The sequence below is a fragment of the Citrobacter sp. CK202 genome (assembly GCF_030333225.1).
In the GTDB taxonomy this organism is placed as follows: domain Bacteria; phylum Pseudomonadota; class Gammaproteobacteria; order Enterobacterales; family Enterobacteriaceae; genus Citrobacter_B; species Citrobacter_B koseri.
Window position 1 is genome coordinate 87,920 of the sequence record NZ_JAOWGI010000007.1, and the last position, 14,097, is coordinate 102,016.

At 56.4% G+C, this 14,097-nt stretch carries 13 protein-coding genes; 10 read left to right on the forward strand and 3 right to left on the reverse strand.

Translation table 11 applies throughout. From position 1 onward, the window contains the following. Nucleotides 1–15 precede the first annotated feature (15 nt). Genes OGX84_RS00445 through OGX84_RS00455 form a run of 3 tightly spaced genes read left to right on the forward strand, consistent with a single transcriptional unit; the run spans nt 16 to nt 2,964 of the window. Entirely contained in the window at nt 16–993 is a 978-nt protein-coding gene (locus OGX84_RS00445) for a Bug family tripartite tricarboxylate transporter substrate binding protein (RefSeq protein ID WP_115625839.1), read from the forward strand. Between the two features lie 11 nt (nt 994–1,004). Next, complete coding sequence (locus OGX84_RS00450) at nt 1,005–1,439, forward strand: tripartite tricarboxylate transporter TctB family protein (protein WP_175479745.1); 435 nt, start codon at nt 1,005–1,007, stop codon at nt 1,437–1,439. Between the two features lie 10 nt (nt 1,440–1,449). Next, on the forward strand, nt 1,450–2,964 hold the full coding sequence (locus OGX84_RS00455) for a tripartite tricarboxylate transporter permease (protein ID WP_286457203.1): 1,515 nt from the start codon (nt 1,450–1,452) through the stop codon (nt 2,962–2,964). Nucleotides 2,965–3,000: 36 nt separating this feature from the next. Here OGX84_RS00455 and OGX84_RS00460 read toward each other — a convergent pair whose 3' ends face one another. Continuing rightward, nucleotides 3,001–4,476: an alpha/beta hydrolase gene (locus tag OGX84_RS00460; protein WP_286457217.1), complete on the reverse strand. Its 1,476-nt coding sequence runs from the start codon at nt 4,474–4,476 to the stop codon at nt 3,001–3,003. Nucleotides 4,477–4,730: 254 nt separating this feature from the next. Here OGX84_RS00460 and glaH point away from each other — a divergent pair, with 254 nt between their 5' ends. The 6 genes from glaH (at nt 4,731) to csiR (ending at nt 12,063) form a co-directional block, all read left to right on the forward strand. Beyond that, nucleotides 4,731–5,708 (forward strand): glutarate dioxygenase GlaH, encoded by a 978-nt coding sequence (gene glaH / locus OGX84_RS00465; protein WP_058667993.1) that lies wholly within the window; start codon nt 4,731–4,733, stop codon nt 5,706–5,708. A 27-nt stretch (nt 5,709–5,735) separates the two neighbouring features. After that, nucleotides 5,736–7,004: an L-2-hydroxyglutarate dehydrogenase gene (gene lhgD / locus OGX84_RS00470; protein WP_286457204.1), complete on the forward strand. Its 1,269-nt coding sequence runs from the start codon at nt 5,736–5,738 to the stop codon at nt 7,002–7,004. Between the two features lie 23 nt (nt 7,005–7,027). Then, a complete protein-coding gene (gabD, locus tag OGX84_RS00475) occupies nt 7,028–8,476 on the forward strand; it encodes an NADP-dependent succinate-semialdehyde dehydrogenase (RefSeq protein WP_112001707.1) in 1,449 nt (482 codons plus the stop codon). A gap of 24 nt (nt 8,477–8,500) precedes the next feature. Beyond that, nucleotides 8,501–9,784 carry a 4-aminobutyrate--2-oxoglutarate transaminase gene (gene gabT / locus OGX84_RS00480; protein ID WP_112001706.1) on the forward strand — a complete coding sequence of 428 codons (1,284 nt, stop codon included), beginning with the start codon at nt 8,501–8,503 and terminating at the stop codon, nt 9,782–9,784. 129 nt (nt 9,785–9,913) lie between these two features. Further along, on the forward strand, nt 9,914–11,314 hold the full coding sequence (gabP, locus tag OGX84_RS00485) for a GABA permease (protein ID WP_024130878.1): 1,401 nt from the start codon (nt 9,914–9,916) through the stop codon (nt 11,312–11,314). 56 nt (nt 11,315–11,370) lie between these two features. Continuing rightward, on the forward strand, nt 11,371–12,063 hold the full coding sequence (gene csiR, locus OGX84_RS00490) for a DNA-binding transcriptional regulator CsiR (RefSeq protein WP_047461758.1): 693 nt from the start codon (nt 11,371–11,373) through the stop codon (nt 12,061–12,063). 6 nt (nt 12,064–12,069) lie between these two features. Here the strand turns inward: csiR and lysM are convergent, their stop codons facing one another. Beyond that, nucleotides 12,070–12,519, reverse strand: a complete 450-nt coding sequence (gene lysM, locus OGX84_RS00495) for a peptidoglycan-binding protein LysM (protein WP_012134776.1) — start codon at nt 12,517–12,519, stop codon at nt 12,070–12,072. Nucleotides 12,520–12,709: 190 nt separating this feature from the next. Here lysM and OGX84_RS00500 point away from each other — a divergent pair, with 190 nt between their 5' ends. Next, complete coding sequence (locus tag OGX84_RS00500; protein WP_047461756.1) at nt 12,710–13,237, forward strand: rhodanese family protein; 528 nt, start codon at nt 12,710–12,712, stop codon at nt 13,235–13,237. Nucleotides 13,238–13,344: 107 nt separating this feature from the next. On the opposite strand, the gene stpA is transcribed toward OGX84_RS00500, so the two are convergent. Continuing rightward, nucleotides 13,345–13,746, reverse strand: a complete 402-nt coding sequence (gene stpA, locus OGX84_RS00505; protein ID WP_112001725.1) for a DNA-binding protein StpA — start codon at nt 13,744–13,746, stop codon at nt 13,345–13,347. Nucleotides 13,747–14,097: the final 351 nt, after the last annotated feature.

Sequence of the window (14,097 nt, forward strand, 5' to 3'; positions counted from 1 at the left end):
GCGTGAGGATAAACAATGAAAAAACAATTACTTCGTGCCCTTACTGCCAGCGTTTTACTGATGAGCACCGCTGTGCTGGCGCAGGACGCGCCGTCGCGTACTGAGTGTATCGCCCCGGCCAAACCCGGCGGCGGGTTTGACCTCACCTGTAAGCTAATTCAGGTGAGCATGATGGAAACCGGCGCTATCGAAAAACCGATGCGCGTCACCTACATGCCGGGCGGCGTCGGCGCGGTCGCCTATAACGCTATCGTCGCCCAGCGTCCTGGCGAACCGGGGACGGTCGTCGCCTTCTCCGGCGGCTCGCTGCTTAATCTGTCGCAGGGGAAATTTGGTCGTTACGGCGTGGATGACGTGCGCTGGCTGGCGAGCGCCGGTACTGATTACGGCATGATCGCCGTGCGCGCCGACTCCCCGTGGAAGTCGCTAAAAGATCTGCTCGCCGCGATGGAGAAAAATCCTGACAGCGTGGTGATTGGCGCTGGCGCATCGATTGGCAGCCAGGACTGGATGAAGTCGGCGCTGCTGGCGCAAAAGGCCAATGTCGATCCGCACAAGATGCGCTACGTGGCGTTTGAAGGCGGCGGCGAGCCGGTCACTGCGCTGATGGGCAACCATGTGCAGGTGGTTTCCGGCGATCTCAGTGAAATGGTGCCTTACCTGAGTGGCGATAAAATTCGCGTGCTGGCGGTATTTTCTGAAGAACGCCTGCCGGGTCAGTTAGCCAACGTCCCGACCGCCAAAGAGCAAGGATACGACCTGGTCTGGCCGATCATTCGCGGCTTCTACGTGGGGCCAAAAGTCAGCGATGCCGACTACCAGTGGTGGGTAGAGACCTTCCAAAAGCTCCAGCAGACCGACGAGTTTAAAAAGCAGCGCGAGCTGCGCGGCCTGTTTGCATTCGACATGACCGGCAAGCAGCTTGACGACTACGTCAAAAATCAGGTCGCCGATTACCGCGAGCAGGCGAAAGCCTTCGGCCTCGCGAAATAAACCTGGAGGCAATCATGAGCGATCGTATTTTTGCAGGTATCTGGCTGTTGCTCTGCGTTGCCGGGCTGTTCATCGCCTGGCAGATTCAGAGTGAATACAGCTACGAACCGGTCGGCCCTCGCCCGTTTCCGCTGGGCATTATCGGTCTGATGGCGCTCTGCGCGCTGGCGCTGTTATTGCGTCATCCCGATACCGTTAGCTGGCCCCACCACCATGTGCTGCAAAAGCTGCTCACGATGGTGATTGTCCTGCTGATGTACGCCTGGGGATTTGAGTGGCTGGGCTTCCCGATTGCCACCGCCATTCTCACCCTGGTCATCGGCATTCTGTTCGGCGCAACAATCCCGGCTGCGGGCATTTCCGGCGCGGTTCTCGGCATCCTGCTGTGGTATGCCTTCGACCGTCTGCTTGACGTCACCTTACCTCTCGGCGCCTGGCTGAGTTAACGGAGAAACGATGGATACCTGGATATATCTTTCTCAGGGTTTTGCGGTGGCAATGACGCCAGAAAACCTGGTGATCGCGCTGATCGGCTGCTTCGTCGGCACCATTGTCGGCCTGCTGCCGGGTCTTGGCCCGATTAACGGCGTGGCGATTTTACTGCCGCTGGCTTTCGCCCTGCATCTGCCTGCGGAGTCCGCGCTGATCCTGCTGGCTACGGTTTACATCGGCTGTGAATACGGCGGGCGTATTTCGTCGATTCTGCTCAACGTGCCCGGCGATGCGGCGGCTATCATGACCGCGCTCGATGGTTATCCGATGGCGCAACAGGGGCGCGGCGGCGTCGCGCTTTCCATCTCGGCGGTCAGTTCATTTTTTGGATCGCTTATCGCCATCGGCGGGATCATCCTGTTCGCGCCGTTGCTGGCGCAATGGTCGCTGGCGTTTGGCCCGGCGGAATACTTTGCGCTGATGGTCTTTGCCATCGCCTGCCTCGGCAGCATGATGGCGCAAAATCCACTGAAATCATTTCTGGCAGCGCTGATCGGTCTGGGTCTGGCGACCGTCGGCGTAGACGCCAACACCGGGGTTTATCGCTTTACTTTTGACAGCGTACATCTCTCCGACGGTGTGCAGTTCATCGTGGTGGTGATCGGTTTGTTCTCTGTCTCAGAAATTCTATTAATGCTGGAACATACCAGCAGCGGCCAGAAACTGGTACGCAAAACCGGGCGCATGTTGTTTAACGCCAAAGAAGGGGCGCAGTGCATGGGCGCAACGTTACGCTCATCGGTGATTGGCTTCTTCGTCGGCGTGCTGCCGGGCGCAGGCGCCACCATCGCCAGCGCCATCACCTACATGACCGAGAAGAAGATCAGCGGCAACAGCGACAGCTTCGGTAAAGGCGATATCCGTGGCGTGGCGGCACCGGAAGCCGCTAACAACGCGTCGGCCTGCGGTTCATTCATCCCCATGCTGACCCTCGGCGTACCGGGTTCCGGCACCACGGCGGTAATGATGGGAGCGCTGACGCTGTATAACATCACGCCAGGGCCTGCGATGTTCACCGAACAGCCGGATATCGTCTGGGGGCTGATCGCCGCGCTGCTGATCGCCAACGTGATGCTGCTGGTCATGAACATCCCGCTGATTGGCATGTTCACCCGTATGCTGACCATCCCGCTGTGGTTCCTTGTCCCGGCGATTGCCGCCGTGTCTGCGGTCGGCGTGTACGCGGTACACAGCACCACGTTCGATCTGGTGCTGATGGTGGCGCTCGGCATACTGGGCTACATTCTGCGCAAAATGCACTTCCCCATGTCGCCGCTGATCCTCGGCTTTGTGCTGGGCGAAATGCTGGAGCAGAACCTGCGCCGCGCGCTCTCTATCAGCAACGGCAATATGGCGATTTTGTGGGAGAGCGGTGTGACGAAAGCGCTGCTGACGATGGCGATAGCGGTGATTATCATCCCGCCGCTGCTGCGCCTGCTCCGCAAACGCAACAATAAGCCACAGGTGGATATCGGCTAACGGATTGCCGGATGGTGTTGCGCCATCCGGCAATCATCACTGTCGCGCCTCAATTCGCTGTAGCATATACGGGAAGAAAGGATTCGACGTCACGCGCATCAGCGTATCCAGCCCCACCGCCAGCGTGGACGTTTCCCCGCGCAGCGCGATAGTCCCGATACTGATTCCATAGCGGTTCAGTTCGTCCGGTTGCAGACCATACAGCGAATCACTGAGCGGAAACGGCACCGCCACATGCGACAGCGAATACATCTCCTGCGGCCAGGCCAACGGCAACGGCTGAACCTGCTCCACATGCTCCCCGGCCGGGGTATCGCGCGCCACGACATTCAGCGTTTCCGGCGTCGCATTCGTGATAATTGTCGTGCGATAGTTGCGCGGCGCAGGCGGTAACAACTGAGTAATGGCGGTATACGATGAGGTGCGCAACAGCGGACGCAGACTGGCGGCCTGATTGATATCGAACAACACCAGCTCACTGCCGTTATTGCCAAGATAACGATAAAACGACGCCACCACCGCACGGGTGCTCACCGTGGAATCCATAATTGACTGGAAGGTCAACACCGGCGGCAGATCGTTAAGGCGGGAGCTTCGCGCATCCCGCGAAATCTGCTGTTGTAATGCTTTTGTCAGCAGATAAGACTGACGCGCGGCGTTAACCGGAAACGAGTTATATTTGAACGGATTATATTCTGGCGTGACGTTCAACCACGCCGCTTTGGCAAACGCAGGAAAGAGTGCAGGTAAACCCGCCAGTCCGGCAAAACGAGCAAATGCCGTCACGCCGATCATCGGCGACAGCAGGATAAGCTGCTGAGGACGCCGCAACGTGTTGTCTTCCAGCGCGTCCAGCGTGTACTTGAGCGCCAGCGCCCCACCGTTTGAGTAGCCCACCAGATGCAACGGCACATCTCGCCCCGCAAGCCGCGTCGCTTCCCGAACCGCCAGCCGCGAGGCGGCAAGCCACTGTTCCCACTCCACCGCCGTTAACGCGCCGGGCGCAGTGCCGTGCCCAGGCAGACGCGGCACAACGGCGATAAAGCCACGCTGCTGATAATCCTTAGCAACGTATTTCATGCTGTAGGGCGAATCCGTTAAGCCATGCAGTAACACGGCGACGCCACGCGGTTTACCCTGCGGCATGAGTACGTACGAGCGATTGCCGTTGGGCGAAAACTGCGGCGGCCAGACCCGGCTGTTATGGTAAAAACGGTTGATGGGCGTCTGCTCATCCGGCTTCAGCTTATCCGTCACCCCGGTTTTCAGATGGCTAAACAGCGCCTCTTCCCGCGCCAGGTACTGCGAAAAAGTGGCCTTATCCAGCGCTTTGGCAGACATTTCGCTACCGGTCCAGGTATGCCAGAGATGAAGATCGGGCCCGCTTTCTGTCTGGTAAACCCGCACGCCAAGAAAAACGATCAGAACCACAAGCAGCGTCAACGCCACATGCCTGATGAGCGATGCCAGTCCGGTACTCATCCATTTAAGGCGTCGGAATAGATTTTTTATCAATGGCTTAATCCCTGTCTCCCGCTCGTCTGCTATTTCACAAACAGAATCAGTTTAGGCTGCGGATGTAAATCCTGTCTCATTTCTTAATCCCTGATATTTATAATGTTAAATATTTGTTGTTTTTGATCACAAAAATTAAACAAATCGTCAGTTTTGTATGCGTTTATAAAAAATGTAGATATTTTTAGTTTATGGCTACGAAATGAGCATCGCCATGTCTCCCTGACCATTTACTGAGAGGATCGATTCTGATGAATGCACTGACCGCCGTAAAAACAAATGCTGATAGTGTCACCCGCAGCGACGCCGGATTTACCTTCGCCCCTTCCGTACAGTCGCCGCGTCTGCTGGAACTGACCTTTAGCGCAAAAACGACGGCGCAATTTTTGCAGCAGGTGGAACAGTGGCCGGTACAGGCGCTGGAATACAAATCCTTTTTACGTTTTAAGGTCGGTCAGATCCTCGACGCCTTATGTGGCAACCAGCTACAGCCGCTGCTTATTAAAACGCTGCTGGACCGCGCCGAAGGCGCACTGCTGATCAACGCCGAAGGGATCGACAACGTAGAACAGGCTGACGAGATGGTCAAGCTGGCGACGGCGGTGGCGCACCTCATCGGGCGCTCTAACTACGATGCGATGAGCGGCCAGTACTACGCGCGCTTTGTGGTGAAGAACGTCGATAATTCAGACAGCTACCTGCGACAACCGCACCGCGTGATGGAGCTGCATAACGACGGCACCTACGTTGAGGAAGTTACCGACTACGTGCTGATGATGAAAATCGACGAACAAAATATGGCGGGCGGAAATTCACTGTTGCTACACCTTGATGACTGGGAGCATCTGGAGCGCTTTTTCAGCCACCCGCTGGCGCGTCGCTCCATGCGTTTTGCCGCGCCGCCGAGCAAAAACGTCAGCCACGATGTTTATCATCCGGTATTTGACGTTGACCAGCAGGGGCGCCCGGTCATGCGCTATATCGACCAGTTCGTCCAGCCAAAAGATTTTGAAGAGGGCGTCTGGCTCAGCGATCTCTCCGATGCGCTGGAAACCAGCAAAAACATCCTCTCTGTTCCGGTGCCGGTCGGTAAATTCCTGTTGATTAACAACCTGTTCTGGCTGCACGGGCGCGATCGTTTTACGCCACACCCGGATCTGCGCCGTGAACTGATGCGCCAGCGCGGTTATTTCGCTTATTCCACCCATTGCTACCAGACTCATCAATAAGCGCGGTCAGACGAAGGAATTGAGCGGATGTATGATTTTGTAATTATTGGCGGCGGCATTATCGGCATGTCGACCGCCATGCAGCTTATTGATGTGTATCCAGACGCCAGCATCGCCCTGCTGGAAAAAGAGTCCGAACCGGCCTGTCATCAGACGGGTCACAACAGCGGCGTGATCCATGCCGGGGTCTACTACACTCCCGGTAGCCTCAAAGCGCAGTTTTGCCTCGCCGGAAATCGCGCCACCAAAGCCTTTTGCGATCAAAACGGCATTCGCTACGACACCTGCGGAAAAATGCTGGTGGCGACATCCGAACTGGAAATGACGCGGATGCGGGCGCTGTGGGATCGCACGGCGGCAAACGGCCTGGAACGCGAGTGGTTAAGCGCGGCGGAACTGCGGGAGCGGGAGCCGAACATCACCGGTCTGGGCGGGATTTTTGTCCCCTCCAGCGGGATTGTCAGCTACCGGGACGTGACGGCGGCAATGGCGAAAATCTTCCAGGCCAAAGGCGGTGAGATTGTCTACAACGCGGAGGTCAGCGCGCTGAAGGAACATGCGGCGGGCGTGGTGATCACAACCCGGGGCGGGCAGATATACGAAGCCTCAACCCTGATTAGCTGTTCCGGGCTGATGGCCGACCGGCTGGTTAAAATGCTGGGGGTCGATCCCGGTTTTATCATCTGCCCGTTCCGTGGCGAATACTTCCGTCTGGCGTCGCAGCATAATCAAATCGTTAACCATTTGATCTATCCCATTCCCGATCCGGCGATGCCGTTTTTGGGCGTCCACCTCACCCGGATGATCGACGGCAGCGTTACCGTCGGGCCTAACGCCGTACTGGCTTTTAAACGAGAAGGCTACCGGAAAGGCGATTTTTCATTATCCGATACGCTGGAAATTTTCGGTTCGTCCGGCATCCGCCGCGTGCTGCAAAACAATCTGCGCTCAGGGCTTGGCGAGATGAAGAACTCACTGTGCAAAAGCGGCTATCTGCGGCTGGTGCAAAAATATTGCCCTAACCTGACCTTAAAAGATTTGCAGCCGTGGCCTGCTGGCGTGCGGGCGCAGGCGGTGTCGCCGGATGGCAAGCTGATCGACGATTTCCTGTTTGTTACCACGCCACGATCCATTCACACCTGCAATGCGCCCTCTCCGGCGGCCACATCAGCCATTCCCATCGGGGCGCATATCGTCAGCAAAGTGCAGACGCTGCTGGCAAGCCAGAGTCATCCCGGACGCACGCTACGTGCGGCGCGTCGCGTGGACTCATTAAACGCCGCATTCACCCGTTAACCCTTTTAAGACAGGAAGCAATCATGCAACTTAACGATCCCACCTTGTTCCGCCAGCAGGCGTTTATCGAGGGGCAATGGCGCGACGCCAGAAGCGGCGACACAATCGCCGTAACCAACCCAGCGAACGGCCAGCCGTTAGGCAGCGTACCGAAAATGGGGGCAGAAGAGACCCGCGAAGCTATTGACGCCGCTAACCGCGCGCTGCCCGCCTGGCGCGCACTCACCGCCAAAGCGCGGGCGAATATTCTGCGTCGCTGGTTCAATTTGATGATGGAGCACCAGGACGATCTCGCCCGTCTGATGACGCTGGAACAGGGGAAGCCGCTGGCGGAAGCAAAAGGAGAAATCAGCTATGCCGCCTCCTTTATTGAATGGTTTGCCGAAGAGGGTAAGCGTATCTATGGCGACACGATTCCAGGCCACCAGGCCGATAAGCGCCTGATCGTTATCAAGCAGCCGATTGGCGTCACCGCCGCCATCACGCCGTGGAATTTCCCCTCGGCGATGATTACCCGCAAAGCCGGCCCGGCGCTGGCAGCCGGTTGTACGATGGTTCTGAAACCCGCCAGCCAGACGCCGTTTTCCGCCCTGGCGCTGGCTGAACTGGCGAACCGCGCCGGGGTTCCCGCAGGCGTCTTTAACGTCGTCACCGGTTCTGCGGGAGCGGTCGGCAATGAACTGACCAGCAACCCGCTGGTGCGCAAACTGTCGTTTACCGGCTCAACCGAAATTGGCCGTCAGCTGATGGAACAGTGTGCGAAAGACATCAAAAAGGTGTCGCTGGAGCTGGGCGGCAACGCGCCGTTCATCGTCTTTGATGACGCCGATCTGGATAACGCCGTGGAAGGCGCGCTGGCCTCTAAGTTTCGCAACGCCGGGCAGACCTGCGTCTGCGCTAACCGCCTGTATGTGCAGGACGGCGTGTATGACCGCTTTGCGGAAAAACTCCAGCAGGCGGTGAGCAAGCTGCATCTCGGCGACGGCCTGCAAGCGGACGTCACCACCGGGCCGCTGATTGACGAAAAAGCGGTAGCCAAAGTGCAGGAGCACATCGCCGACGCGCTGGAGAAAGGCGCAAAAGTGCTCTGCGGCGGTAAGGCGCATGCGCTCGGCGGCAACTTCTTCCAGCCCACCATCCTGGTGGACGTCCCCAATAACGCGAAAGTGGCTAAAGAAGAGACGTTCGGCCCCCTCGCCCCGCTATTCCGCTTTAAAGATGAAGCGGACGTGATCGCGCTGGCGAACGATACCGAGTTCGGTCTGGCGGCCTATTTCTACGCCCGCGATTTAAGCCGCGTGTTTCGCGTCGGCGAAGCGCTGGAGTACGGCATTGTCGGCATCAACACCGGCATTATCTCCAACGAAGTCGCGCCATTCGGCGGGATTAAAGCCTCCGGTCTTGGCCGCGAAGGTTCTAAGTACGGCATCGAAGATTATTTAGAAATCAAATACATGTGCATCGGCCTTTAAAAAAACAATACTGGAGAACACCTGATGAGCAGCAATAAAGAATTAATGCATCGCCGCAGTAACGCCGTCCCTCGCGGCGTAGGACAGATCCACCCTATTTTTGCCGATCGCGCGGAAAACTGCCGGGTCTGGGATGTGGAAGGCCGCGAGTATCTCGATTTTGCAGGCGGTATTGCGGTGTTGAATACCGGGCACCTGCACCCGGAGATCGTCTCGGCGGTCGAAGCACAACTGAAAAAGCTGTCGCATACCTGTTTTCAGGTGCTCGCCTACGAGCCGTATCTGGAGCTGTGCGAACTCATGAACCAGAAGGTGCCGGGCAATTTCGCGAAGAAAACCCTGCTGGTGACTACCGGTTCCGAAGCGGTGGAAAACGCGGTGAAAATCGCCCGTGCGGCGACAAAGCGTAGCGGCGCCATCGCTTTTAGCGGCGCTTATCATGGCCGTACCCACTACACCCTGTCGCTGACCGGAAAAGTCAATCCCTACTCTGCTGGAATGGGGCTGATGCCAGGCCACGTTTACCGCGCGCTCTACCCTTGCGCCCTGCACGGCATCAGTGATGATGATGCGATTGCCAGCATCCAGCGCATCTTTAAAAACGATGCCGCGCCGGAAGATATTGCCGCCATCATCATTGAACCGGTACAGGGAGAAGGCGGTTTTTATGCGGCCTCGCCCGCTTTTATGCAGCGTCTGCGCGCACTCTGCGACGAACACGGGATCATGCTCATTGCCGATGAAGTGCAAAGCGGCGCGGGGCGTACCGGTACGCTTTTCGCGATGGAACAGACGGGCGTCGCGCCGGACCTCACCACCTTCGCCAAATCGATTGCCGGCGGCTTTCCGCTGGCGGGAGTGACCGGTCGCGCCGATGTGATGGACGCCATCCCACCGGGCGGTCTGGGCGGCACCTACGCAGGTAATCCTCTCGCCTGCGCCGCCGCGCTGGCGGTACTGAACATTTTCGAGCAGGAAAACCTGCTGCAAAAAGCCAAAGACCTGGGGCAAACCCTGCGTAAAGGGCTGCTGAATATTGCTGAAACGCACCGCGAGATTGGCGACGTGCGCGGCCCGGGAGCGATGATCGCCATTGAACTGTTTGAAAATGGCGATCGCAGCAAACCGGACGCGAAGCTGACCGCCGATATCGTCGCCCGCGCCCGTGATAAAGGGCTGATCCTGCTCTCCTGCGGGCCGTACTACAACGTGCTGCGCATTCTGGTGCCGCTGACTATCGAAGAAACGCAAATTCAACAAGGGCTGGACATTATCGCCCAGTGTTTTGATGAGGCGAAGCAAGGTTAGGTCGTTGTAGGCCGGATAAGGCGCTTGCGCTGCCATCCGGCAATGTTGTGATGCCCGGCGGCGCTCCGCTTACCGGGCCTACGCATCAAGAGCAGCCAACAGCTTCAATAACAATAACGGGGTAAGAAGATGGGGCAATTGTCAGAATCACATGCTTTAGGTGGCGGACTGAAATCCCGCCACGTCACCATGCTGTCTATCGCCGGCGTCATTGGCGCCAGTCTGTTTGTCGGTTCCAGCGTCGCAATTGCGCAAGCCGGGCCTGCGGTACTGCTGGCTTACCTGTTTGCCGGGTTGCTGGTCGTTATGATTATGCGAATGCTGGCCGAAATGGCCGTCGCCACGCCGGACACCGGCTCTTTCTCAACCTATGCGGATAAAGCCATCGGTCCCTGGGCGGGCTACACCATCGGCTGGCTGTACTGGTGGTTCTGGGTGCTGGTTATCCCACTGGAGGCCAATATTGCCGCCATCATCCTGCATTCATGGATACCGGGCGTCCCCATCTGGCTGTTCTCTCTGGCGATCACCATCGCATTAACCGGCAGTAATTTGCTGAGCGTCAAAAATTACGGCGAGTTCGAATTCTGGCTGGCGCTGTGCAAAGTGATTGCCATTCTGGCGTTTATCGCGCTGGGCGCGGCGGCAATTAGCGGCTTTTATCCCTACGCAGACGTGAGCGGCGTTTCACGCTTGTGGGATCACGGCGGCTTTATGCCCAATGGCTTCGGCGCGGTACTGAGCGCGATGCTGATCACCATGTTCTCATTTATGGGCGCAGAGATTGTCACGATTGCCGCCGCCGAGTCCGACACGCCGGATAAGCATATCGTGCGCGCCACCAACTCGGTGATCTGGCGTATTTCAATCTTCTACCTGTGCTCTATTTTCGTGGTGGTCGCGCTCATCCCGTGGAACATGCCGGGACTCAAAGACGTTGGTTCCTACCGTTCGGTACTGGAATTGCTGAATATTCCTTATGCCAAAGCGATCATGGACTGCGTGATTTTATTGTCAGTCACCAGTTGCCTGAATTCCGCGCTGTATACGGCGTCGAGAATGCTCTACTCCCTCAGCCGTCGTGGCGATGCGCCCGCCGTTATGGGCAAACTCAACCGCAGCAGGACGCCGTATGTGGCGGTGCTGTTATCCACGGGGGCGGCATTCCTCACGGTGGTGGTAAATTATTACGCCCCGGCGAAAGTGTTTAAATTCCTGATAGACAGCTCCGGCGCGATCGCCCTGCTCGTCTACCTGGTGATTGCGGTTTCCCAGCTCAGAATGCGGAAAATCCTGCTGGCGGAAGGGAGTGAAATTAAGCTGAAAATGTGGCTCTATCCGTGGCTGACCTGGCTGGTTATCGCTTTTATCTGCTTTGTGCTGGTGGTGATGCTATTCCGACCGGCGCAACAGCTGGAGGTGATTTCTACCGGGCTGTTAGGACTGGGGATCATTTGCACCGTGCCGATTATGTCCCGCTGGAAAAAACTGGTATTGTGGCAAAAAACGCCGTTGCAAAATACGCGTTAGACCTGTGTCCCGGCGCGCGCCGGGATATCAGCCCAATGCTATTCAGGAGTTGTACCATGACCGCCTCTGCCCAACCGACGGCCATAGATGGATACCGATGGCTCAAAAACGATATTATTCGCGGCGTTTATCAGCCCGATGAGAAGCTGCGCATGAGTCTGTTAACATCACGCTATGAGTTAGGCGTGGGGCCGTTGCGGGAGGCGCTTTCTCAACTGGTGGCGGAACGGCTGGTCACGGTGGTGAACCAGAAAGGCTATCGCGTGGCGTCGATGTCGGAGCAGGAACTGCTCGATATTTTCGATGCCCGCGCCAATATGGAAGCCATGCTGGTGCAACTGGCTATTGAGCGTGGCGGCGATGAGTGGGAAGCCGATATTCTCGCCAGGGCGCATATGCTCAACAAACTGGAATCGAGCGATGCCAGCGAACGTATGCTGGATGAGTGGGATCAGCGCCATCAGGCATTTCATACGGCTATTGTTGCCGGTTGCGGCTCACATTATCTGCTGCAAATGCGCGAGCGACTTTTCGATCTGGCGGCACGCTACCGTTTTATCTGGCTGCGCAAAACGGTTCTGTCCGTTGAAATGCTCGAAGATAAACATATTCAGCATCGGGCGCTTATGGAGGCTATTCTGGCGCGCGATGCCGCACGCGCCAGCGAATTAATGCGCCAGCATTTACTGACGCCAATTCCGATTATTCAACAGGCGATGGCCGGTAAACTTCAGCAGGAACAGAGCTGAGTCCGGTTACTCTTCCGGGATACGTAAAACCTGCCCGGGATATATTTTATCCGGGCTTTTCAGCATCGGCTTATTCGCTTCAAAGATTTTGTTGTACAGGTTGGCATTACCGTAAACCTGTTTTGAAATAGCGCTCAACGTGTCGCCTGATTTCACCGTATAAAATTGACTCTCCGCCGCAGGCGCTGACGTTTTAACCTGATCTTCCACACTGCCGATCCCGGAAATATTCCCGATCGCAATGAGGATTTTTTCTTTCGCTTCCTGACTTAAACCGTCGCCCGTTACCGTCGCTTTACCGTCCGTCACCTGCACATTGACTTTATCGGCATCAGGAATGCCGGTTTTGTTTAAGTGTTCCTGCACCTTTTTCGCCAGATCATCTTTATCATGATTTCCGGTTACGGCATCCCAGAGCTTTTCGCCCGCATCTTTCACAAAATTGAAGAGACCCATATTTACCTCGGTTGTACACAATAGACACCCAGAGAGTGTAGCAGAGGGAAGCGGCTTAACAGGGAAACGGCATGACATATTGCTGGCGCAAACTGTAAGGCGAACAAGACATTCCTCATTTACACCCTTTACGCTGCCAGGAAGCTGATTTACGCTGCTAAATACACCGTATTGTCCACCAGGAGAAACCATGACAACCGGGACGATTTCCCCGCGCGAAGCACAGGCGCTGATAGCACAAGGGGCAACGCTGATTGATATCCGTGACGCCGATGAATACCTGCGCGAACATATTCCCGACGCGCAGCTGGCGCCGCTCTCCACGCTTGAGCACGGCGCTTTTCCGGCGGCGTTACGGGCTGAACGCATCATCTTTCACTGTCAGTCCGGCAGGCGTACCAGCGGCAATGCCGCAACGCTCCAGGCGGTCGCCGCCCCCGCAGAAGTCTGGCTGCTGGAGGGGGGAATCGAAGGCTGGAAAGCTGCGGGCCTGCCCGTGGCGGAAGATAAGTCTCAGCCGCTGCCGCTGATGCGTCAGGTGCAAATTGCCGCCGGAGGGCTGGTTCTACTGGGCGTTGCGCTGGGTTACACCGTCAGTAGCGGTTTCTTCCTGATCAGCGGCTTTGTTGGCGCCGGGTTAATGCTGGCGGGATTCACGGGTTTCTGCGGCATGGCGCGACTGCTCGAAAAGATGCCCTGGAACCGGCGAACGCATTAAGCGGTAGCGCCAGAATCGCCGCAGCCCCCGGCGGGCCGGGTGGTTTGTACTGACCAGGTTGATATCAGCCGGATAAGCACCGTCTCATCCGGCAAAATACCGCGAAATTAGATCAGAAAATCATCCAGAGATTTCCCCGCCGCCAGCGCCTGGGCAATCGGCTTAGGCGTACGCCCCTGACCAGTCCATGTTTTCGTCTCACCATCAAAATCGGTAAAACGATATTTTGCCGGGCGCGGCTGACGTTTTTTACCTGAACGCGGCGTTGCCGCCCCCATATTTAATAAGTCTTCTGGATTGATGCCGTCGGCTTTCATCATCTCCAGAAAGGTATTAATTTTCTCTTGCTGTGCAGCGCGCAGACGCTGTTGCTCTTCTTCTTCTTCGCGTCTTTCTTTAGTGACAACCCTGAATTTTTCGAGCATTTCTTCAAGAACGTCAATGGAGAATTCACGGGCCACTGCGCGCAGTGTACGGATATTATTTAAATTCTGTAACATCAAAGTCATAACAATAAAACCTTTTAACGCAGGGGAAAACAAGTATTACGCCAGAAAGTATATTCGATTATTGATTATATTTCCAGAGAGTGGGATATACAGCAATATCTGGCCTGCACACCGCCGCTTATATTTATTCGCCTTCGCCGTTATATATCAGCCAGAATAACGCACGCCTGCAAAATTAAAAAAGCGGCCCCTCCCCGGCGTACACAACAGCAGCCGTCGATGCCCTTTCGCTCCCGCCTCGCTTGCGCAAAATGCCGAAAAAAACAATAAAAGTTAAGCCATTGATTTGGAAAACATTAGTCACGGCGGACAACGAAAATCCCGAAACGAACAAAAAACAGACACTGACAG

Excerpts from the sequence above, each read along its gene's own strand:
- OGX84_RS00455 (WP_286457203.1), top strand. The coding sequence starts at position 1,450 with ATGGATACCTGGATATATCTTTCTCAGGGTTTTGCGGTGGCAATGACG.
- gabT (WP_112001706.1), top strand. The coding sequence starts at position 8,501 with ATGAGCAGCAATAAAGAATTAATGCATCGCCGCAGTAACGCCGTCCCT.
- gabP (WP_024130878.1), top strand. The coding sequence starts at position 9,914 with ATGGGGCAATTGTCAGAATCACATGCTTTAGGTGGCGGACTGAAATCC.
- stpA (WP_112001725.1), bottom strand. The coding sequence starts at position 13,746 with ATGACTTTGATGTTACAGAATTTAAATAATATCCGTACACTGCGCGCA.
- OGX84_RS00500 (WP_047461756.1), top strand. The coding sequence starts at position 12,710 with ATGACAACCGGGACGATTTCCCCGCGCGAAGCACAGGCGCTGATAGCA.
- csiR (WP_047461758.1), top strand. The coding sequence starts at position 11,371 with ATGACCGCCTCTGCCCAACCGACGGCCATAGATGGATACCGATGGCTC.
- gabD (WP_112001707.1), top strand. The coding sequence starts at position 7,028 with ATGCAACTTAACGATCCCACCTTGTTCCGCCAGCAGGCGTTTATCGAG.
- OGX84_RS00445 (WP_115625839.1), top strand. The coding sequence starts at position 16 with ATGAAAAAACAATTACTTCGTGCCCTTACTGCCAGCGTTTTACTGATG.
- glaH (WP_058667993.1), top strand. The coding sequence starts at position 4,731 with ATGAATGCACTGACCGCCGTAAAAACAAATGCTGATAGTGTCACCCGC.
- lysM (WP_012134776.1), bottom strand. The coding sequence starts at position 12,519 with ATGGGTCTCTTCAATTTTGTGAAAGATGCGGGCGAAAAGCTCTGGGAT.
- lhgD (WP_286457204.1), top strand. The coding sequence starts at position 5,736 with ATGTATGATTTTGTAATTATTGGCGGCGGCATTATCGGCATGTCGACC.